Origin of the sequence: Sphingomonas sp. PvP018 (assembly GCF_017876865.1) — a bacterium.
GTDB lineage: Bacteria > Pseudomonadota > Alphaproteobacteria > Sphingomonadales > Sphingomonadaceae > Sphingomonas > Sphingomonas aerolata.
Genome location: NZ_JAGIOU010000001.1, coordinates 2121947 through 2143579 on the forward strand (window position 1 = coordinate 2121947; position 21633 = coordinate 2143579).

The window sequence follows — 21633 nt, forward strand, 5'->3', positions numbered from 1 at the left end:
CTATCTGATCATGCCGAGAAGCGTGTCGTACATCTCGCTCGCGGTGGTCATGACGCGCGCGGCGGCGGCGTAGCTGTTCTGGAGCACGACCATCTGGCCGAGCTCCTCGTCGATATTGACGCCCGAGACGCTGTCGCGGCGGTTGATCGCGTCGTCGCGGCGTGCGCCCATCTGGTCCGCGCGATCGGTGGCGCGCGATGCGGCGGATCCCGCATCGCCCAGCACGACCGCGGAGAAGCGCGCGATCGTCATCGTCCCCGCATCGCCGAGATCGACCGCGCTCGCCAGCGCATCGACCAGCGCGGTCGCGCCGCGCCGGTCGCTCGGCCCGAGCGCCTTCGTCCCCACCGCGACGGGCTGGAGCCGGGCGAGCGGCAGGCGGGTCGGGTCGGCGAGCACGTCGCGGCGGACGCCGGCGCTGTCGAGCCCCGCCCCCGCCGCGCCCAGCCCGGTGATCGCCGCAAAACCGCGTCCGGTGCCGCCGCGGTCGGTCGTGTCGGACAGGACCGAGAGCATTGCCCCCGATTCGGCGCGGGTGGCGGAAAACCGCAGGCGCCCGGCATCGTCGAGCGCGAACTGGCCATAGCCGCCGAGATGGCTGGCGTTGAGCTCGTCGATCAGGTCGCCATAGGTCGGCCCCGTCGCCCCCGTCAGCGCGTAGCGCGCGACCAGCCGGCCCGACGAATCGCGCAAGGCGAAATCGACCGCCTCGCCGGCGGCGAAGCGATGCGGATCGGCGGTGGTGAACCCCGAGGGCACGAGCATGCTCGTGTCGCTGCGGACGATGTCGTTCAGCCCGAAATAGTGCGACAGGCCGATGCCGGCGCGCGCGCTCGGCCGCGCCGTGTCCTGCGCCACCGCGACGCCGGTGCCTGGGCCGCTCGCGGCGATGGTGAGCGTGCCGTTGGCGAACGACGCGGTCGCCGCACCGCCCAGGCCGGTATTGATCGCCGCGATCGCATCGTCGACCGTCGCGGCCGCGCCGAGCGCGTCGAAGTCGAGCGTGGTGCCGGCGACCATCGTGCCGTCGGACCGCGTCACCGCGATCAGCGCCGCGCCGGTGAACCCCAGCCGGTCACCACCGGTCAGCGCGGTCGCGCGGCCGGTGAGTATCGCCGGCGGCGGGACCGCCGAGCCGGTGTTGGACGCGGTGTTGATCGTCCGGGCGAGCCCCGCGAACAGCGTCTCGACCCGCGCCGAGAACGCCGGCAACTGCCGGTCGCGCAGGTCGAGCAGACCACCGAGCCGCCCGCCCATCGCCGGCGTGTCGAGCGTCGTCCCGGTCGCCGCGCCGAGCGTGCCGTCCGCCTCGGCGAACCGCACGTCGATCGTCGGATAGACCGGCTGCGCGCTGCCGACTCCGCTGGCGGGATAGGAAAGCTGGCGCAGCCGCTGGTCGAGCAGCGGGACGCCCGAGGCGGTATCGATCGTCACCCGCCCGCTCGGCTGTTCGCGCGCGGTGATGCCGATCAGCGCGCTGAGCTCCTCGAGCGCGGTCGTACGGCGGTCCGCGGGGCCCGACGCGCTGCGCCCCAGCCCCTGCAGCCGCGAGATCGAATCGTTGAGCGTGTCGACCGTGCGCAGCAGCGCGTTGACCCGCTCGACCGTGTCGCCGACCTCGCCCTCGATATCGCCGCGCAGCACGTCGACGTCGCGACCGAGCTGGCGCATCGATCCGATCGCGTCCTCGACCATGCCGACAAAGGGCGCGGTGACCGCGGACCCGCCATTGGCGCCGGCCATCGCGGTCGCGGTCGCGGCGATCGCGTCGAGCCGGGCGGGCAGCGCGGATTCGGACCCGGTCGCCCCGAGCAGCGACTGCAACCGGTCGAGATAGCCCGCCTCGACCTCCGCACGGCCCGCATCGCCGCTGCGGCCATAGACGGTCGCTTCGAGGAACTTGTCCGCGACGCGGCCGGGTTCGCCGACCACCACGCCGTTGACGCGGCCCGCAGTGACCCCCGTCTGCAACGCGACCGTCTCGCGCGCATAGCCCGGCGTGTTGACGTTCGCCAACATGAACACCACCGGGTTCAAGCGCCAGCGCGCGGCGTTCCAGGACCTGCTCTATCAGCAGGAGACGCGCCCCGGGTCGGCGGCGGGCGGCGACGGCCAGGCCAAGGTGCCGACCGGGATCCAGATCGGCGCGGGCGTGAAGACCGGCGGCGTCTACCGCATCACCGAACAGGGTGCGCCGAACCAGACCGGCAACCGCTATGACATCGCGATCCAGGGACGCGGCTATTTCCAGGTGACGTTGCCCTCGGGGCAGATCGGCTTCACCCGCGACGGATCGTTCCAGCTGTCCGAACAGGGCGAGCTGGTCACCGCGGACGGCTTCCGCGTCGAGCCCGCGATCGTCATCCCGCCCGAGGCGGTCGACGTCGCGATCTCGAAGACCGGCGAGGTCCAGGTCAAGCTCGCCAACGATCCCGCGCTGCAGACCGTCGGCCAGATCCAGCTCGCGACCTTCGTCAACGAGGCGGGGCTCGAGGCGCAGGGCGGCAACCTCTTCCTCGAAACCGCTTCGTCGGGGCAACCGACCGGCGCCGCGCCGGGCCAGCCGGGCTTTGGCGACACGCTGCAGGGCTTTGTCGAGGCGTCGAACGTCAACCCGGTGTCCGAGATCACCGCGCTGATCACCGCGCAGCGCGCCTATGAGATGAACAGCCGCGTGGTGAAGACCGCGGACGAGATGCTCGCGACCTCGAGCCAGCTCCGGTGAGCCGCCTGGCAATCGCCGTCGCGCTCGTCCTCGCATCGGGGATCGCGCTTCCGGCGCAGGCGGCGGATCCCGCCAAGACGCCCGTCGCGGTGCTCACCCGCGCGATCGCGCGCGGCGACATTCTGAGCGCGACCGATTTCGAGCTGCAGCCGCGCGCCGCGGTCGCCGCGCGCGGCGTGCTGGCGGCGGACGCCGCGAGCGGACGCGAAGCGGTGCGCGCGCTGCCCGCCGGCACGATGGTCCGCGCCGGCGATCTCGTCGCGCCCCGGCTGGTGCGCCGCGGCGAGGCGGTGACGCTGTCCGTGCAGGGTCGCGGGTTTGCGATCACCACCGCGGCACGGGCGCTGGCGGCGGGCGGCATGGGCGATGTCGTCCGCGTCGTCGCGCTGTCCACCAACCACAGCGTCGACGGCGTCGTCACGGGCGCGGGCAGCGTCCGCGTCGCCGCGCAATGAGGAGAGTTTCGATGACCAGACCCGCGACATTGTTCCTGATCCTCGCCGGCGCGACCGCGCTGTCGGGCTGCGGCACGGTCGGCCAGCTCAAGACGATCGGCAAGGCGCCGAAACTCAGCGAGATGACCGCGGTCGACACCCCGCTGACCGAGGATTCGCTCGGCCAGCCGAGCCGTCGCCCGGCCGCGCCGCCAATGGCGCTGGCGCCCCCCGACGCATCGCTGTTCCGCGCGGGCGCGGGTGCGTTCCTCGGCGACCAGCGCGCCGCGCGCAAGGGCGACATCCTGACCGTACGGATCAACGTTCAGGATCGCGCCGAGGTCGGCAACACGACCGCACGCACGCGCGGCGGGTCGGAGAATGCGGGGCTGACCGCAGCACTCGGGCTCGGCGTCGCGACGCCCGACCCGCTGATCGCCGGCAATTCGAAGTCGCAATTCAACGGATCGGGCAATATCAGCCGCTCCGAGACGATCAGCATGACGATGTCGGCGATCGTCACCGACGTGCTGCCCAACGGCAATCTGATGATCCGCGGCCGCCAGGAGATCCGCGTCAATTACGAGCTGCGCGAGCTGATCGTGACCGGCATGGTCCGCCCGCAGGACATCAGCCGCGACAACAGCATCCGCCACACGCAGATCGCCGAGGCGCGGATCAGCTATGGCGGCCGCGGCCAGCTGACGCAGGCGCAGCAGGCGCGCTGGGGCCAGCAGATCTACGACGCGCTGTTTCCGTTCTGAGGCGCGCGCCCGCGCTGCAAATAATCCGCGCAGCGCGACCAACTATCCGGATTTCTTCCCAGAATAAGGAGCGGGTCGGATCTGACCGCTCCGTCGGCGAGCCGCCGTACGGCTCAAGGACGCAGAAGCGACCGACTATTCCAGAAGGAAGAATATCATGGGAATGTCCGTTAACACCAATGTTGGCGCGATGGCGGCCCTCCAGGCCCTCAACGAGACCAGCAAGGGTCTGTCCGTCGTCCAGAGCCGCATCAACAGCGGCCTGAACGTCGCATCGACCAAGGACGATTCGGCAGCCTTCACCATCGCCCAGGGCCTTCGCGGCGATCTGGGTGGCCTCAAGGCGGTCAACTCCTCGCTCAGCCGGGCGAAGAGCGTGGCCGACGTTGCGGTCGCAGGCGCAGAGCAGATCTCGGACGTCGTCAACCAGATGAAGACGCTTGCCAAGCAGGCGTCGGACGATGGCATCAGCGACGAGAGCCGCGCTGCGTACAACAAGGACTTCACCGCCCTTCGCGACCAGATCAGCACGATCGTCGATTCGTCCGAGTTCAACGGTACGAACCTGCTCAAGACCGGCGGCGGCACCGTGAGTGCGTTGCAGTCGCTGACCAACAAGGCAACCGGCACCGACACCTACGATCCCGATACGCTCTCCATCGCCAACCAGGAAATCGACCTGCCGGCGACGGAAACCGCGTCCGCGGGCGTGGGTACCGGCGTGCTCGGCCAGGATTCGGAAATCGACACGGCTGCCAAGGCCAAGGCGATGGTCGATACCCTGGACACGCTGGGCAGCTCGCTCAACACCAAGCTGAGCGATCTCGGCTCGGGGTCGCGCAAGATCGACGCACAGATGACGTTCACCAGCAAGCTGTCGGACGCGATCGAAAGCGGCGTCGGCAAGCTCGTCGACGCGGATCTGGCCAAGGAATCGGCAAAGCTCCAGGCGCTGCAGGTCAAGCAGCAGCTTGGCGTTCAGGCGCTGTCGATCGCCAACCAGGCACCGCAGACGATCACCTCGCTGTTCCGGTAAGCCGGTACGAGACACGATCCCGCCAAGTCCCCCAAGCACATCGGCGGGGGGTCGTGGAAACCGGGGTGGCCGATCGGCCATCCCGGTTTTTTCATGCCTGTTTTCAGGCGGCGGCGCGCCTGGATACGGGTAATCCCTTAATAGCCGTGCGGCCCGGTTCGACTAGGGTCGAGCGAACCGGCGGGCGAACGAGCCGCGAACGGCCGGAGAGGATGAGGTCATGGACTACCGCGTTTCGCTGTCGCTCTCGGTCACCGACCCGCATGCGCTGTGGTCCGCCGCGGCGGCCTGTGCGCTGACCGCGCCGGGCATGACGCTCGACGACGTCGTCGAGACGATCGGCAGCGAGCATGATCCCGACATCGCCGACTGCATCGCGCTGCTGCTGCTGTCGCCGCGGATCACCGGGGCGCGGATCGAAGACTTCGCCTGCCGTCGCGCCGGCAGGCCCGAGCGCGTGGCCGACGTCACCCCGCTGCCGACCCGCCCCCGCGCGACGCGGCACGGCCTGAACGCCAACGCCTGAGATACGCCGGGCCGGGGTTCGGCGCGGCGCGCGGACGCCAGCGCGATCAGGCGCGGCGCGCCGCCACCTCGACCAGCAACACCGCCGCGATCGTCGGATCGACCCGGCGCAGTGCCATGGAGACGTCCTGCGCCAGTCGTCGTGCATCGACCGGCGTCGACGCGGAGGCATGCAACCGCGCGAATTCGATCGACGCGACCAGCGCCGCCTCGCGCAGTTCGGGCCGACGCGTCTCGATCGCCCCCGCGCCTGCGACGTCCGCAGCCTGGAGCACGAGCTTGACCTTCAGCCGTCCGTCCGCGCGATCGCCCTCGACGATCGGCACGTCGAGCGGATCGAGCATCACGAACAGCGGCGACGGCCGTACGGGTTCACCTTCCGCCCCGCCTCCTTCCGCCCCGCCCCCTTCGGACGCCGCCGCGCCCGGCGCCATGACCGGCGCGGTCAGCAGCGCCGCGATCAGCAGCGCGATCTGCTTGGGTGAAGGGCGGGTGCGCATCGCTCGGGCTCCGGTTTGTGGTTTCGTCGGGACGTCGCCCCGAATGCCGGCCGATGCCGACGATCCGCAGGTCTTTGCCTCTATAATAGGAGGATAGCGGAGGGATGGAGCGCAAGTGAGCCACGATCAGAAACCCGCGCGCGTCAGGATCGTCGCGAACGGTGCCGAGACGGACGCCCGCCGGCGCGGCGATGCAACGGCGATCGCGCCGATGCCCGCGGCCGGACCGGGCGATGGTCATCATGCCGCTGCAGGCAACAGGGTCGCGACGATCCTGTTCGCGCTGCTGTTCCTTGGCGCCGCCGCCGCCGCCGCGGTCGCGGTGACCTTGGCCTTCGCATGATCCGCCTCGCCATCGCGCTGGCGATCGGCGCGGGGCTGGCCGGACCGCATCCCGCGCGCGCTGCCGAACCGTCGCATCCGAGCGCGCCGCACCCGAGCACGCCCCACCCGGGCACGCCGACGCCCGCGCAACCGTCGCCACCCGCCCCCGCCCGCCCGGCGCCTGTACCCTTTGCCGCCGAGCTCGCCGCGCAGCCGCTGCCGCCGGCGCGCACCGCCTGGACCGCGATGAGCGAGCAGGCGGCCTGGGCGGCGCTTGCGACCGCCACGCCCGCGACGCGGCAGGCGACACGCTGGCGCTATGCGGTCGCCCTGATCGCGCGCGACCGCGCCGGCGAGGCGCTCGGCGTGCTCGACGTGATGGCGGCCGACGATACCGGGCTTGCAAAGGTCGCCGCGTGGCGGCGCGCGCGCGGCGTCGCACTCGGACTGCTCGGGCGGACCGATCCGGCGATCGCGGCGCTCGACGACCCTGCGCTCGCGACCGATCCCGAGACCTGTCTGTGGCGGATGCGGATCCTGGCGGAGGCGGGTCGTGCGGCGCCGGCGCTGGGCGTGCTCGGCTGTGCGATGCCTGCGCTGAACGCGCGTGGCGCCAAGGCGCGCCGCCCCTTCATCCTCGCTGCCGCGCGCGCGGCGATCGACGCAGGGAGGCCCGGCCCGGCGCGCGACTGGCTCGATCGCATCCCGGCGACCGACGCGGCGGCCGCGCTGTTGCACGGCGAGGCGGACCGTGCGCTCGGCGCCGCCGCGACGAGCCGTCGCTGGTTCGATCTGGCCATACGCACCGGCGATCCCGAACAGCGCGCCGCAGCCACGCTCGGCACGATCGAGACCGATCTGGCCGCGCGCACGCTCGCCCCGCCGGCCGCGGCGCGGCGTCTGGCGGCGCTGCTGTTCCGCTGGCGGGGGGGCATGGTCGAGCGCCGCGGGCTGACGCTGGCGATGAGCCTCGCCACCCGCCGCGGCGACGAACCCGCATTGATGGCGGCCGCCGCCGCGCTGCTGCGCTATGGCAATGTCGGCGCCGACGCCGCCCCGCTGTCGGCGACCGTCCAGGCGCATCTCGTCGCACTGGTGGCGCCGCAATCGACCATGCCGCTCGGCACCGCCGCCGGTCTGCTCTGGGATTACCGCGACCTGATGCCGACGGGGGCGGAAGGCGACCGCGTAGTGTGGATGCTCGCCGACCGGCTGCAACAGGCCGGGCTCTATCGCCGCGCCGCCGAACTGCTCGAACGCCGGCTCGGCACCACGCAGCGCGACGTCGAACAGGGCCCCTTGTCGATCCGCGTCGCGACGCTGCGGATCCTGGCGGGGGCGCCTGACGCTGCGGTCCGCGTGCTGCGCGAGACGGCGATGATTCCTTATCCCGACGCAATCCAGGACGAGCGCCGTCGCCTCCAGGCCGTCGCGCTCGAACTGCTCGGCCGCCACGCCGAAGCGGTGGCGACGCTCGCCGACATCCGCGACGCGACGCCGATCCGCGCCGAATTCGACTGGCACGCACGCGACTGGTCGGGCTTAGCCGCCAGCGGCACCGCGCTGCTGCCTGCCCCCGGAGCGCGCGGCGGCCTGTCCGCGGAGGGCCAGGCGATCGTCCTGCGCCAGGCGATCGCCCATGCGATGCTGGGACAGGAAGCCGCGCTGGCGCGACTCAACCGGCGTTATGCCCGCGCCTTCGCTGCGCTGCCCACCGCGCCGGTGTTCGCGATGCTGACCGCGCCGGTCGGAGCCTTCGACCCGGCGCGGCTCGATTCCGCGATGACCGCGCTGTCCGCGGCGGGACCTGCAGGCGCGATCGGCGACCTGCTGACCGCGGGACAGGCGGCGCGGACGTCGACGCGACTGGACTAGGGCGCCGCGCCCCTGCCCACGGATCATGCGCGCCGCCTGCGAGTTCAACCTGTTCACCAGGAGAGCCGCATGCCCAGCACGATCGCGCAGATCATCACCGAGATCGCCGCCGAGATCACCACCGACGCCGCGCGGATCGAGGCATCGGCGGACCGCAAGGAGGAGGCCGCACCCGGGCCGATCGGCATCGCGGTCGCGCTGACGTCGGGCACGCTGCTGACCGCAGGTGCGGCGACGACGGCATTCCCGATCCAGAGCATTTCGAAGCTGTTCGCGCTCGACCTCGCGCTCGCGGCGATCGGCGACGACGTCTTTGCGCGCGTCGGGAAAGAGCCGTCGGGCGACCCGTTCAACTCGATCGTCGATCTGGAACGGACCAAGGGTGTGCCGCGCAACCCGTTCATCAACGCAGGCGCGCTGGCGGTCGTCGATATCCTGGTCGAACACCGGCCCGAGGACGGCGACGACCCGGCGGTCGCCAGGCTGATCGGCCGCGAGACCGGGTCCGATGCCGTCACGTTCGACGAGGACGTGATGGCGTCCGAGCAGGAGGGCGGCGACCTGAACCGCGCGATGATGAGCTTCATGCGGCATCACGGCAATCTCCATGCCGATCCCGATGCGGTGATGGCCGCCTATGTCCGCAATTGCGCGATCGCGCTGGATTGCCGTGGCCTTGCAAAAGCAGGCGCGTATCTCGCGGCGACGCGGCGGACGCCCGATGATCCTGAGGCCGACGCGGTGGCCAAACGCCACCGTACGGTGCTCGGCCTGATGATCACCTGCGGCCATTATGACGGGTCGGGGGATTTCGCGGTGCGGGTCGGCCTGCCCGCCAAGAGCGGCGTCGGCGGCGGCATTCTCGCGATCGTGCCCGACCGTGCGGCGATCGCGGTCTGGTCGCCCAATCTCGACCAGCACGGCAACAGCATCCTCGGCATTCGCGCGCTCGAGATGATCGCGCACCGGACCGGCTGGTCGGTGTTCGGTCCGCCGCTGGTCTGACGCTCAGGCGGCGAGCCGGGTAACCGTCACCCCCGAGGATTGCGGGTCGGTATCGCCGGGTGCGCCGATGATCGTGTCCCCCGGCAGCTCGGCGAAGTCCGCCGTCGCATCGGTGAACGGGACGACCGGGCGGCCGAGCAGATAGCCCTGCGCCACGTCGCAGCCGATATCGTGCAGGACGTCGAGCTGTTCGCGCGTCTCGACCCCCTCGGCATGCGTCAGCACGCCCAGTTCCTTGCCGATCGCGACGGTCGCGCGCAGCACCGCCATGCAGCGCGGATCATTCGCCGCCTCGGCGACGAAGCTGCGGTCGATCTTGATCCGGTCGAAACGGAAGTCGCGCAGATGCGCGAGCGACGATTGCCCGGTGCCGAAATCGTCGAGCGACACCTTGATGCCGAGCTTGCGGATCCGGTCGAGCATTACTGCTGTCCGGCCCGCATCGTCGATCAGCGCGGTCTCGGTGATCTCGATCTCGACCCGCTCGGGTGCGACGCCGTGGATCAGGATCGCCTGGGTCAGGCTGTGCAGCAGCCCTTCCGACTTCAGCTGCGCGGCGGAGATGTTGATCGCGACGTTGAGATGCGGCGACCAGCCCGCGAGGTGGCGGCACGCCTCCATCATCACCCAGCGGCCGATATCCTCGACCAGCCCGCATTGCTCGGCGATCGGGATGAAGACGCCCGGCGGGATCCAGCCGCGCACCGGGTGGTTCCAGCGGATCAGCGCCTCATAGCCCGTCGTGCCCCCGGTCAGCAGGTCGACGACCGGCTGGAAGGCGAGCGCGAAGCCGCCCGTCTGGACCGCCTCGTGCAGGTCGTCGACGATCCCCTGACGTTCGGCGAGCCGTTCGGCGAGCCCCGGCAGATAGGCCTGCGCGCGCCGCCGTCCGAGCCGCTTGGCCTCGTACAATGCCATGTCTGCGCGCTTCATCAGGTCGTCGGCGGAACAGGCACCCGAAAACTGGGAAATGCCGATGCTGCAGCTCGGCAGCAGCCGGCAGCCGTTGATGACGACCGCGCCGCTCAATTGCGCGACGATCGAATCGGCGAGCGCCGCCGCCGCCTCACCCGTCTCGCTGGCGAGGATCGCGAGCTCGTCGCCGCCCATCCGTGCGATGAAACTGTCCGCGGGCAGCAGCCGCGTCAGCTCGGCCGCGACATGGACCAGCAACTGGTCGCCGACCGCATGACCGAACGCATCGTTGATCCGCTTGAAATCGTCGAGGTCGATCATCAGCAGCGAGAAGGGCGTGCCGATCCGGATCCTCGCCTCCTTCTGCTCGCGCAGCGACCGGCGGTTCCCCAGCCCGGTCAGCGGGTCGTGATAGGCCAGATGCGTCAGGTTGCGCAGCGCCTGCCGCTCAGCGCTGACGTCGTTGAAGGTCAGCACCACGCCCTTGGACTGCATCGGACGGCACTGCATCCGATAGACGCAGCCATCGTCCATCGCCCACTCGCGGTCGAACGTCGCGTCGGTCCGGATCCATTGCTGCATCGCCGCGCGGATCTCGGCGCGCCGCTCGGGCCGCCAGCCGCGATGACGCGCGACGATGTCGATACAGGCGGTGATCGTCATGCCCGGCGCGATCGCCCCGTCCGGGATCGCGTACATCTCGAGGAATCGGTGGTTGAAATGCTGCAGCCGGGCATTGCCGTCGATGAACACCAGCCCGTCCGACATGCTTTCGAGCACCGCTCTCAGCGTGTGCCCCTCTTCCTCGCGCGTCGTCCTGAACCGTTCGAAGGTCAGCAGGCTGGCGAGGCAGGTGACCGACACGCCAAACGCCATGCAGGCGGCGACGAGGCCCGGCGACAACAGGCTGCCGCGGACGTCGCCGATGCTGCCGACGACGATATCGCCCGACAGCGCGACGAAATGCGTCGTGCAGATCGCGAGCGCGAACAGCATGCAGGCGGCGGTGCGCGACCGCGCCCAGCCGCGGTGGAGCTGCCACGTCGCCATCAGCACCGTCCCGAGCACCAGCCCGGTGATGTTCGTCGGCCAGGAAAACACGTGGACGCAATCGGTCATGCCCGTCAGCCCGACCGCATGCATGCACCAGATGCCCGCGCCCGCGATCGTCGCCGCGGCGATCCGCGCGACGCGGCGGCGCAGGCGGGTGACCGCGACCAGCGGCACGCCGACCAGCGCGATGCCGACCAGCGCGGACAGGATCGTGATCGGCACGTCGTAGCGGAGCAGAAGGTCGGGACGATAGGCGAGGATCGCGATGAAATGCGTCGCCCAGACGCCGAGCCCCGCGGCGAGTGCGAGCGCGGCATGCCGCCAGCCGAGCGGTTCGCCGGGCTCTGCCGCGGTCCGGTCGAGATCGATCGCGAGCATCGCCACCGACCAGCTCGCGGTAAGGCAGATTCCAATAGCGACGGCGACCAGCGACCCCGAATGCTCGAAATGAAGATTGAAAAGGGGGACCACGATCTTTGCTCTCAGGAAGTCACTCCCAATCGCATGAATTTATTAAAGAAAGTTATAACCGAAACGGCTTGATAGGGCCCCTTGCGCGGCCGGCACGATCAATTGCCCGCCGAGGCGACCACGGCCCGGGTCACGTCGCCCATCAACCGCATCCGCACCGGAATCGGCTCGCGCGTGCTGGCGATCATCACCGCGACCGCATAGCGATGGCCGTTCGGCGCGACGAGCAGCCCGATATCGTTATAGCCGGTCGACAGGCTGCCCAGGTCCTGCCCGGTGCCGGTCTTGTGCGCCAGCGACCAGCCCGGCCGCAGCCCCGACTTGAGTCGCAGCGGCCCGGTCTTGCTCGACCGCATCAGCGTCAGCAGCGACGCGGTCGAACGCGCGCTCAACAGCTTGCCCTGCGCGAGCAGCGACAGGCCGAGCGTCACGCCATTGGCCGACGCACCGTCGTAGGGCGCCGCGAGATAGCGGTTCAGCGCCTTCGCCCGCGCCTCGTAGGTCATCGCCGCGCGCGCCTGGAGAAAGCCCCAGCCCCCCGCCCATTCGGGCCGCCATTCGAGCCCCGCGGTCTTCGCCTGCAGCACCCGTTCGCCCGGGCCGAAGGTCACGCCCTCGACACCCTTGGCGTCGAGCATCCGGTTGATCGCCGCGGGCCCGCCGACGCGCCACAGCAGCACGTCGTTGCAGGTATTGTCGCTGCGCGTCATCGCGCCGCGCAACAGCTCTTCGATCGTCGTCGTATAGCCGTCCGCGCCGATCAGCGCGCGGATCGGCTGGTGGAACAGCGTCAGGTCGGCACGCGTCAGCGTGACGCGGTCGGACAGCGAAATCTGCCCGCGGTCGACGGCGTCCATCACCGCGATCGCCACCCACAGCTTGCTGACGCTTTGCTGCGGACGCCGTGTGTCACCGTCCCAGGCCACCACCCAACCCTCGTCGATGTCGCGCACGGTGATGCCGACCTGTCCCTTGAAGCTCGCGCCGAGCGCCTGGACCGCGTTGAGCAGATCCGCCGCGGGCTGGGGCCTGGTCGACGGCCGCGTCGGCGCCGATGGCCGGGGCGCAGGCGCCACGGTCGTCACCGTCAGCGGCGGCGGTGCGGGACGCATCGGCTGGCGCCCCGCGGGAACGCACGCACCCAGGCTGGTGACCGCGGCAAGGATCCCGGCGAGGCGATGAGACACTGAAATTGACACGATAAGTTCCCCTTGTCCGCTGCTTAGCGCGCTGAGCGCTGCGTGGAACCCGAAAGCTGCCGCATCCGCCGCGTTTCGGGTTCCGCCGGTCGCACGCCGCCGATCCGCCGCGACCCGGCTTTGGCCCCGGTGGCGCTGCCCGGCCCACCACGTCCGCCACCCCTTGTCTGGCTGGAACCGGGACAATCGATTGCGTCAATTCTGCAACATTATGACGTCCATATGAAAGTCGTGCGTATTTTCGGTTGCAAATACGGGACCGCTATGGCCGTTTGTTGCCAAGACAGGTCAAGGACGAAGCCGGACAGGCGGCCGTCCTTGCGTGTGACAGGGCAATTTCCGCAGGCGCGCCAAGGGGAATCGGCGGTCTGGAACGGCGATGATGGGGGAGGATCCTGAGAGCCACTTTTCAAAGGGGGCTTAGGATGATCAGATACACGACCTCGACCGTCGCACTGGCGGCCGCACTTCTTGCCGGGTCCGCCGCCTTCGCAGCGACGCCCGGCAGCGGGCAGGATGGCGCCACGCCCGCACCCGCACCGGCCAGCGCCGTGCAGGAAAGCGTACCCGACGCCGCCAGTGCGACCCCCGAGCCGTCGAACGACATCGTCGTGCTGGGCACGCGCCGGACCGATCGCACGCTCGCCACGTCGCCGTCGCCGGTCGACGTGATCAGTTCGGCCGAACTGACGTCGCAGCCCGCCGCCAACATGATCGACGCACTCAAGAATATCGTGCCGTCCTTCTACGCCGGACAGAATTCGATCTCGGACGCCTCGACCTTCGTCCGCTCGCCGTCGCTGCGCGGCCTGTCGGGCGATCAGGTGCTCGTGATGATCAACGGCAAGCGCTATAACCGCTCCGCTCTGGTCCAGGTCTATGGCGGCAGCGACACCGGGCTCGGTCGCGGCGCGCAGGGGCCCGACATCTCGGCGATCCCGTCGCTCGCGATCGGCAATCTGCAGGTGCTGCGCGAGGGCGCGACCGCGCAATATGGCTCCGACGCCATCGCCGGCGTGCTCAACTATGGCCTGCGCGAGGATCAGGGGATCGAACTGGTCGGTCGTGCCGGCCAATATTATGCGGGCGACGGCGAAAGCTATCAGATTGCGGGCAATGCGGGCGTGAAGGGCGACTGGGGCTTCATCAACGTCACCGGCGAATATGTCGACGAAGGCCAGACCAGCCGCGGCCGCACCCGCCCGTCGGCCGCCAATTTCGCGCAAAACTTCCCGGCGCTCGCGAACCAGCTCCCCAATTATCCGCTGCCCGTGCAGATCTGGGGCAATTCGCCCTCGCACGGCTTCAAGTCGGTCTACAACTCGGCGATCAACGTCACCGACAGCAGCAAGATCTACGTCTTTGCCAATTATGCGCAGAGCAAGGGCAATCAGAGCTTCAACTACCGCGCCTCGGTGTCGAGCACCGCGGTCGACACGAACGGCGTGGTCCGCAATCAGGGCGCGAACGGCGCGTTCAACAACACCTTCTTCCTCACCCCCTGCCCGACCGGCAACGCGACCTGCCCGAGCGGCGGCTTCGTGCGCGACGGCAACACCTTCCGCTTCGGCACGCTCTACCCCGCCGGCTTCACGCCACGCTTCGTCGGCAAGACGCAGGAAGTGTACGGGGTGCTCGGCTACAAGGGCACGTCCGGCGCCTTCAGCTATGACCTGTCCGGCACGCTGGCGCGCAACAAGCTGTCGCTGTCGATGTATGACTCGGCCAATTTCTCCTACGGCCCGGCGACGCAGACCAGCTTCGACTTTGGCGACCTGATCCAGAAGGAAACCAACTTCAACGCCGACTTCACCTATGCCGCCGACCTCGGTCTCGCCGCGCCGCTGACCATCTCGGCCGGCGGGGAGTTCCGCAAGGAAACCTACGAACAGACCGCGGGCGACACGCAATCCTATGCCGCGGGCCCCTATGCGATCGCGCAACAGCTCTTCACCCAGACCGCGCCGGGCGTGTACGTCGCCTCCGGCACGACCGCGGCGCAGGGCGTCGGCGCGAGCGGCTATGCCGGCACCAGCCCCGCCACCGCAGGCAAGTTCAGCCAGAAGGCCTATGCCGCCTATGTCGGGCTCGAAACCGATCTGACCGACGCGCTGACGGTCGGCGCGGCGGGCCGGTACGAACATTACAACACGTTCGGCGATGCTTGGGTCGGCAAGGTGAACGCGCTGTACAAGTTCGCCGACGCCTTCTCGGTCCGCGGCAGCTTCGGCACGGGCTTCCACGCACCGTCGCCGGGCCAGTCGAACGTCTCGATCGTCACGACCTCGTTCAACAACGGCGTCGCGTTCCAGGCGGGCACCTACCCGACCAACACCGCGGTCGCGCAATATTATGGCGCAAGCAACCTGACCCCGGAAAAGTCGACCAATTACGGCCTGGGCTTCATCCTCGAACCGGTCCGCGGAATGACGGTCACGGTCGATGGCTACCGGATCAACCTGCGCAACCGGATCGGCCTGACCTCGCCGTTCATCGTCACCGCGGCGGACCTTGCCGCGCAGCCGGCGCTGCTGCCGGTCGGTGTCGGCGGCCAGGTCCAGTATTTCACCAACGGCTTCAAGACGCGTACCCAGGGCATCGACGTCGTCGGCACCTACCGCACGCGGTTCAGCGAGGCGGAGCTGAACTTCTCGCTGGCGTATAACTACAACGACACCAAGGTTACCGAGTTCGATGCCCGGGTGGTCGGCACCGCGCAGCTGATCGACGCGGAGAATCTCGCGCCAAAGCACCGCGTCGTCTTCAACGCCGGCTGGACGCTCGACAATCTGAGCCTGAACGTGCGCGAAAATTACTACAGCTCGTTCACCAGCGCGCAGGATTACGGCCAGACCAACGGCGTGCCGAATCAGGTGTTCAGCGGCAAGTTCGTGACCGATCTGGAGCTCAGCTACACCTTCGCCGAGCATTTCACGGTCGCGGTCGGCGCGCAGAACTTCACCGACGAGCATCCCGACCGGCTCAAGCCGACCTCGACTGTGCAGATCTATCCGCTCACCGGCGGCACGTCGGACGGCCAGGTCTATCCGCGCAACGGCGGGCCGTTCGGCTTCAACGGCGGCTTCTACTATACGCGTCTCCGCGTGAAATACTGAGACCGGGCGGGGGGCGCCGCGGTGCCCCCCGTCATCTCACCACCGGATCAGTGCGCGGCGGCGGGGTCCACCGGCCGGGCGGGCCGCGGCGCCAGCCAGATGATCGCGGCGGACACGAAGAAGATCAGCGCGGCAAAGGCGAACAGGTGGTTCGTCGCCAGTGCGAAGCTTTCCTGCTCGACCACCCGCTCGATCAGCCCGCGCCCCTGTTCCGCGCTCAGTCCGTGCTGCTGCGCGTTGGCGATCACCTGATCGCCATTGTTGAGGATGTTGGTCAGCTCGGCGCGGTTCGTCTGCGCGTTGTTCTGCCACATGGTGCTGCCGATCGAGGTGCCGATCGCCGCCGCCAGCGTCCGCAGGAAGCTCATCACGCCCGCCGCCGACGCGGTCTCCTCCGGATCGACCGCACCCAGCGCGATGATCGTCAGCGGGATGAAGAAGAACGGCATCCCCAGCCCCTGGACGAGCTGCGGCGCCGCCAGGATCCAGAAATCCGCACCGCTGAACCAGAAGGTCCGCAGCACCGACGTCAGCCCGAGCCAGAAGATCCCGAAACACACCAGCGCGCGCGGATCGACCTTGTTGCTCAGCTTGGCGACGATCGGCGAGAAGATCACCGCAAGCACGCCGTTGAACGCGGTCACATAGCCCGCATCGCTCGCGGTATAGCCCATCGTCGACTGCAGCCATTGCGGGATGATCACGACCGAGGCGAAGAACGTCCCGAAGCTGAAGGCGAGCGCGGTCACCGCGACCGTGAACCCGCGGTGCCGGAACACGCGCAGGTCGACGATCGGATTGCCCGCGGTCAGCTCCCAGATCAGGAAGGTGACGAAGCCGATCGCCGCGATGATCGCGCAGCCGACGATGAAGCTCGACCCCAACCAGTCATGCTCGCGCCCGAGATCGAGCATGATCTGCAGCGCCGCGATCCACACGACCATCAAGAACAGGCCGAACCGGTCGATCGGCACGATCTCGGTCTTGGTCTCGGATTTACGCAGCAGCGTGAACACGCCGACGATGCAGAAGATCGCGATCGGCAGGTTGATGTAGAAGATCCACGGCCAAGACCAGTTGTCGCTGATCGTCCCGCCCAGGATCGGCCCGAGGATCGGCGCGGTGACCGTCGTCATCGCCCAGGCGCCCATCGCCGCCGCGCGCTTCTGCGGGGGGAAGATCGTCAGCAGCAGCGTCTGGGTCAGCGGCATCAGCGGGCCGCCGCAAAAGCCCTGCCCGATCCGGAACGCAACCATCGCGCCGAGCGACGAGGCGAGACCGCACAGCGCGGAGAAGACCGCAAAGCCGATCATCGCCGCCATGAAGACGCGGATCGTCCCGAACCGCCGGACCAGCCACCCGGTCAGCGGCACACAGATCGCCTCGGCGACCGAATAGGAGGTGACGACCCAGGTCCCCTGGGTCGGCGACACGCCGAGTCCGCCCGAGATATGCGGCACCGACACGTTGGCGATGGTCGTGTCGAGCACCACCATGAAGTTGGTCAGCGCCAGCACGAAGCCCGCAAGGATGAGGCGCGGGCCGGTCAGCACCGGCGCGGACGTGTCGGCGGCCATCGATCCGCTCCTAGCGATCGCCCGAGATGTCGATCTCGGCGTCCATCGACAGCCCGACGCGCAACGGATGATCGCGCAGTTCCCTGGGGTCGAGCGCGATGCGCACCGGCAGACGCTGGACCACCTTGATCCAGTTGCCGGTCGCGTTCTGCGCGGGGATCAGCGCGGACGACGCGCCGGTCCCGCCGGCAAGCCCGACGACGCGGCCGTGATAGACGACGTCGTCGCCATGCAGGTCGGAGATCAGCGTCGCATGCTGGCCGACGCGGACATGCTGCAGCTGGCCCTCCTTGTAGTTCGCGTCGACATAGAGCTGGTCGACGGGCACGATCACCATCGCCGCGGTGCCGGGCGCGAGCCGCTGGCCGATCTGGACGTTGCGCTGCGAGATCACGCCGTCGATCGGCGCACGGACGACCGCGCGCGACAGGTCGAGCCGGGCCTGGCGCAGCTTGGCGCGCGCGGCGAGGACCTCGGGGGCGTTGTCGCGCGTGGTGCCGCGGGTCAGCGCGGTGTTGGCGGCGCGATCCTCGAGTGCGGAGGCGCGTGTCGCGGTCGCCTGCGCGATCCCCGCCTGCGCGATCGCGACATTGGCACGCGCGGTGCGCAGCGCATTCGTCGCCGCGGTCACCTCGTCACCCGATACCGCGCCCGCCGCGACCAGCGCCTGACGACGCTGATAATCGATCTGCGCGCGGTCGAGATTGCCCTGCGCGAGCAGCAGCTGCGCGCGGGCGGCACCGATATCGGCACCGCGCGCATTGGCCTGCGCCTGGAGCGCATCGCCCGTCGCCGCGGTCTGGCCATAGCGGCGCTCGGCGCCTGCAAGATCGGCTTCGGCCTGCGCGACCGCGATCTGCAGGTCGGCATCGTCAAGCCGCATCAACACCTGCCCGCGCTTGACGGTCTGTGTGTTGCTCACCGTGACCGCGATCACCTGCCCGCTGACCAGCGGCATGACCTGCGCGGTTTCGGCGGCGACATAGGCATTGTCGGTCGTCACGCGCTTCGACAAGACGAGCGAGTCATAGACGAAATACAGGATGGCGATCACGACCAGCACGGCCGCGAAGATCAGCAGCAGCCGCTTGCGCTTGCCCGGGTTGGCGGTGTCGACCTTGGGGCTGTCCTTGGGATCGGCCTTGGGCTCCTCGGCAGGAGTCTGGTCGCTGTCGTGGGATGGGGTGTCCATCATCGTGTCCCGCTGGTCTGGATAAGGGGTTGGAAGCCGCCGCCGAGCGCGCGCACCAACTGCACGTCGAGCGCGAACCGGCGCGAATCGATCGCCGCGACCGAACGCCGCGCGGTCAGCACCGCTTCCTCGGCGCTCAGCACGTTGAGAAAGGTCGACAGGCCGCCGCGATAGCGCAGCTGCGCGACCTGATACGCGCCTTCGGCATCGACCAGCGACGCGCGCGCATCGCGCATCTGTGCTGCGACCTGGCGCCGGCTGGTCACGACATCCGCGACCTCGCGCAGCGCGTTGATCACGATTCGGTCATAGCTGCCGACCGCCTCGTCATACTGGCCGCGCGCCTGCCGGTACTGGCCCTGCAGCGCGCCGCCGCGAAAGATCGGCAGGCTGATCGCCGGGCCGACATTGCCGATGCTCGATCCGCCCTTGAACAGGTTGTCGAGGCCGAGCGATTGCAGCCCGATCAGCCCCGACAGGCTGAGATTGGGGTAGAAATCGGCGCGGGCGACCTTGATCCGGCTCGCGGCCGCTTCGGCGCGGGCACGCGCGGCGGCGACGTCGGGACGCCGGCCGATCAGGCCGATCGCCGCGTCGGCGGGCAGTTCGGTGGCGAGCACGGGGACCGCAGGCCGGGTGATCGTCAGTGCGCGATCGGGCCCGGCCCCGAGCAGCGCGGCGATCGCGTTCTTGGCGAGCGCAATCTGTTCGGCGTTGCTGGCCAGGTCGACCCGCGACGCCGGCACCGCGGAACGCGCCTGTTTGAGCTCGGCCTGCGTATCGAGCCCGATCGCGACACGCTCGTTCACCAGCCGCTCACTCGCGCTGCGCACCGCATTCGCCCGCTGCAGCACATCCTGTTCGGCATAGAGCCGCGCGAGATCGGCATAGCGCGCGGCGATATCGGTCGCGAGCGTCAGCGCCGCCTGCTCGCCGTCGAGCCGCGCCGCCTCGGCCTCCGACGTCGCCGCGACCAGCGCCGCGCGGTTGCGCCCGAACAGGTCGAGATCGAGACCTGCGTCGAGTGCCAGCCGGCCCGTGTCGTTCCAGCCCTTCGGGATGAATTCCGCGGGGATGCCGTTATTGTAGCTCTGCTTGTTGAGCCCGACCGTGCCCTCGGCATCGAGCCGTGGCTGGTTGGCGGCGCCCGCCTGCTGCACAGCGCCGCGCGCGGTCCGCACGCGGGCCGCCGCGATCGCGATGTCGGGCGATCCCGCCAGCGCCTCGGTGATCAGCGTATCGAGCTGCGCATCGCCGTAACCCCGCCACCACTGCGCCGCCGGCCACGCAGCATCGCGCGACGCCGGGCCGTTCGACGCGAGGCTGTTGCGCGATGCATAGGTGTCCGCGGATGCCAGGACGGGCGGCGGCCCCAGATCGGGCACCGCGCAGCCGGCAAGCCCGGCTGCGATTGCGGTGCAGCCGGCGAATCGAATCAGTCGCATTGAATCATCGTACTCCTGCGTACGCTCGGCAGATGGTCCCGGGTCGTGGACTTGTCAATAAATAATCGTACCGTATAGTACGACTATGTCCGAGCCGAAAACCCGCCGCGATCTGAACCGCGAAGCCCGTCGCGAGACGATCGTGGCAACCGCGCGCGAGGCGTTTCTCGACCATGGCTATGCCGCCACCTCGATGTCGACGATCGCCGTGCAGCTTGGCGGGTCGAAGGGGACGCTCTGGGCCTATTTCCCCTCCAAGGAGGATCTGTTCAGCGCGGTGCTCGACGATGTCACGTCGAACTTCCGCCAGAGCCTCGAGGATGCGCTGCGCCCGGGGCGCGACTGTGCGACGACGCTGCTCGACTTCCTCGAACGCTTCCAGGCCAAGCTGCTGCACCCCGACAGCATGCGGCTGCACCGGCTGATCGTCGGCGAAGGCGGGCGGTTTCCCGAGATCGGTCGCATCTTCTATGCCCGCGGCCCGCAGATCGTGATCGAGCAGCTTTCACTCTATCTGCGCGGCCGGATGGACGCCGGCGACCTGCGCGCCGATGATCCGGTGCAGGCGGCGATGCACCTGCTGCTGCTCGCCCAGGCGCAACAGAATCTGCGGCTCTGGGGGGTCGTCGGCATGCCCGGTCCCGAGGAAGCGCGCCGGCAGGCGGCGCGCGCGCTCGATCTGTTCACGCGCGCTTATGGGGCAGAGGTCGCGCCATAACGGCGTTACGCGCGGGTACCGGGAGCCGGAGCGTCCTCCCCCGCTGCAACCGTGTCGCCACCACCGCCGCCGCCGCCGTGTCCGCCACCGCCCCCGCCCGATCCCCGGCCTGCAGCGGCCCCCTCGCGCTCGCCCTTGCCGCGTCCGCCGCCGGCGGCCGGCCGCGTCGGGCCCTGCGCGGGCAGGACGAGGTCGGTCGGGACGGGCGCGAGATCAAGCGCGGCGCGCACGAAATCGCGCAGTGACACGACCAGCGCGTGCGTCGGGACCGGGCGGCCTGCCGCAAGTTCGCCCGCGGCCTGCGCCGCCAGCCGGACCTGCTCGTCGGTGCCGAGCAGGATGATGTCCGACAGCGCCGCCTCGACCGCGTCGCGGATCCGCCGGCCGCGGTCCGATCCGGTGTCGATCGCGACATCTGCGGCATCGGCAGGGACCGCGTCGCCCCGGCGACGCAGGTCGCGGCGATGCGCGGGGTCGACCGTCAGCGTGCCCGTGAACGAGCCGCCCAAGGTCTTGTAGGCCGCGATCAGCGTACGCAGCCGTTCGTTGATCTGCCGGTTGATCCGCTCGCGGCGCTGCTGGATCGTCATCATCGTGACGAGGCGGATACCGACGCCGATCGCGGTTACCAGCGCGAGCCCGAACAGCGTCAGCAACGTGGCCTGCCAGGAACTGAAATCGATCGTGCGCATGGTCGCTCCGCTATTCCGGGTCTGCGTGAGTCCCGATGCGGCACCAACGCGCATCGCGGGTCGATGC

General features: G+C 69.4%; 18 protein-coding genes. 10 read left to right on the plus strand and 8 right to left on the minus strand.

Features of this window, described 5'->3' with window-relative positions; genetic code table 11:
* Positions 1 to 2019 (minus strand): flagellar basal body rod C-terminal domain-containing protein, encoded by a 2019-nt coding sequence (locus J3A66_RS09290; protein WP_209568423.1) that lies wholly within the window; start codon positions 2017 to 2019, stop codon positions 1 to 3.
* Between J3A66_RS09290 and flgG the strand changes: the two genes are divergently transcribed.
* From flgG to J3A66_RS09315, 5 genes are all read left to right on the plus strand, one after another.
* Positions 2018 to 2725 carry a flagellar basal-body rod protein FlgG gene (gene flgG, locus J3A66_RS09295; protein ID WP_209570460.1) on the plus strand — a complete coding sequence of 236 codons (708 nt, stop codon included), beginning with the start codon at positions 2018 to 2020 and terminating at the stop codon, positions 2723 to 2725. The genes J3A66_RS09290 and flgG overlap by 2 nt on opposite strands.
* Complete coding sequence (gene flgA / locus J3A66_RS09300) at positions 2722 to 3180, plus strand: flagellar basal body P-ring formation chaperone FlgA (RefSeq protein ID WP_209568425.1); 459 nt, start codon at positions 2722 to 2724, stop codon at positions 3178 to 3180. The genes flgG and flgA overlap by 4 nt, the downstream gene beginning before the upstream one ends.
* Before the next feature lie 11 nt (positions 3181 to 3191).
* Positions 3192 to 3923, plus strand: a complete 732-nt coding sequence (gene flgH / locus J3A66_RS09305) for a flagellar basal body L-ring protein FlgH (protein ID WP_209568427.1) — start codon at positions 3192 to 3194, stop codon at positions 3921 to 3923.
* Positions 3924 to 4080: 157 nt separating this feature from the next.
* Positions 4081 to 4959: a flagellin gene (locus J3A66_RS09310; protein WP_031395278.1), complete on the plus strand. Its 879-nt coding sequence runs from the start codon at positions 4081 to 4083 to the stop codon at positions 4957 to 4959.
* A 220-nt stretch (positions 4960 to 5179) separates the two neighbouring features.
* A complete protein-coding gene (locus tag J3A66_RS09315) occupies positions 5180 to 5485 on the plus strand; it encodes a hypothetical protein (protein ID WP_107045108.1) in 306 nt (101 codons plus the stop codon).
* 46 nt (positions 5486 to 5531) lie between these two features.
* Here the strand turns inward: J3A66_RS09315 and J3A66_RS09320 are convergent, their stop codons facing one another.
* Positions 5532 to 5984: a hypothetical protein gene (locus J3A66_RS09320; protein WP_209568429.1), complete on the minus strand. Its 453-nt coding sequence runs from the start codon at positions 5982 to 5984 to the stop codon at positions 5532 to 5534.
* A gap of 115 nt (positions 5985 to 6099) precedes the next feature.
* Between J3A66_RS09320 and J3A66_RS09325 the strand changes: the two genes are divergently transcribed.
* From J3A66_RS09325 to glsA, 3 genes are all read left to right on the plus strand, one after another.
* Positions 6100 to 6327, plus strand: a complete 228-nt coding sequence (locus J3A66_RS09325) for a hypothetical protein (RefSeq protein WP_209568431.1) — start codon at positions 6100 to 6102, stop codon at positions 6325 to 6327.
* Positions 6324 to 8183, plus strand: a complete 1860-nt coding sequence (locus J3A66_RS09330) for a hypothetical protein (RefSeq protein WP_209568433.1) — start codon at positions 6324 to 6326, stop codon at positions 8181 to 8183. The genes J3A66_RS09325 and J3A66_RS09330 overlap by 4 nt, the downstream gene beginning before the upstream one ends.
* A 69-nt stretch (positions 8184 to 8252) precedes the next feature.
* A complete protein-coding gene (gene glsA, locus J3A66_RS09335; protein WP_209568435.1) occupies positions 8253 to 9188 on the plus strand; it encodes a glutaminase A in 936 nt (311 codons plus the stop codon).
* A gap of 3 nt (positions 9189 to 9191) precedes the next feature.
* On the opposite strand, the gene J3A66_RS09340 is transcribed toward glsA, so the two are convergent.
* Positions 9192 to 11627 (minus strand): EAL domain-containing protein, encoded by a 2436-nt coding sequence (locus J3A66_RS09340; RefSeq protein WP_209568437.1) that lies wholly within the window; start codon positions 11625 to 11627, stop codon positions 9192 to 9194.
* 98 nt (positions 11628 to 11725) lie between these two features.
* The gene (locus tag J3A66_RS09345; protein WP_348634024.1) at positions 11726 to 12826 is read right to left on the minus strand and encodes a serine hydrolase; all 1101 of its coding nucleotides are present in this window, start codon (positions 12824 to 12826) and stop codon (positions 11726 to 11728) included.
* A 425-nt stretch (positions 12827 to 13251) separates the two neighbouring features.
* Between J3A66_RS09345 and J3A66_RS09350 the strand changes: the two genes are divergently transcribed.
* The gene (locus tag J3A66_RS09350) at positions 13252 to 15942 is read left to right on the plus strand and encodes a TonB-dependent receptor (protein ID WP_209568438.1); all 2691 of its coding nucleotides are present in this window, start codon (positions 13252 to 13254) and stop codon (positions 15940 to 15942) included.
* 47 nt (positions 15943 to 15989) lie between these two features.
* Here the strand turns inward: J3A66_RS09350 and J3A66_RS09355 are convergent, their stop codons facing one another.
* From J3A66_RS09355 to J3A66_RS09365, 3 genes are read right to left on the minus strand one after another with little or no spacing between them, the layout of a single operon-like run.
* Complete coding sequence (locus tag J3A66_RS09355) at positions 15990 to 17519, minus strand: DHA2 family efflux MFS transporter permease subunit (protein WP_031438956.1); 1530 nt, start codon at positions 17517 to 17519, stop codon at positions 15990 to 15992.
* 10 nt (positions 17520 to 17529) lie between these two features.
* The gene (locus tag J3A66_RS09360) at positions 17530 to 18711 is read right to left on the minus strand and encodes an HlyD family efflux transporter periplasmic adaptor subunit (protein WP_209568440.1); all 1182 of its coding nucleotides are present in this window, start codon (positions 18709 to 18711) and stop codon (positions 17530 to 17532) included.
* Positions 18711 to 20156 (minus strand): efflux transporter outer membrane subunit, encoded by a 1446-nt coding sequence (locus J3A66_RS09365; protein ID WP_209568442.1) that lies wholly within the window; start codon positions 20154 to 20156, stop codon positions 18711 to 18713. Before J3A66_RS09365 ends, J3A66_RS09360 begins: the two co-directional genes overlap by 1 nt.
* Positions 20157 to 20241: 85 nt before the next feature.
* Here J3A66_RS09365 and J3A66_RS09370 point away from each other — a divergent pair, with 85 nt between their 5' ends.
* Entirely contained in the window at positions 20242 to 20874 is a 633-nt protein-coding gene (locus J3A66_RS09370; RefSeq protein ID WP_209568444.1) for a TetR/AcrR family transcriptional regulator, read from the plus strand.
* Positions 20875 to 20879: 5 nt separating this feature from the next.
* On the opposite strand, the gene J3A66_RS09375 is transcribed toward J3A66_RS09370, so the two are convergent.
* Positions 20880 to 21566 (minus strand): hypothetical protein, encoded by a 687-nt coding sequence (locus tag J3A66_RS09375; RefSeq protein WP_209568446.1) that lies wholly within the window; start codon positions 21564 to 21566, stop codon positions 20880 to 20882.
* Positions 21567 to 21633 lie beyond the last annotated feature (67 nt).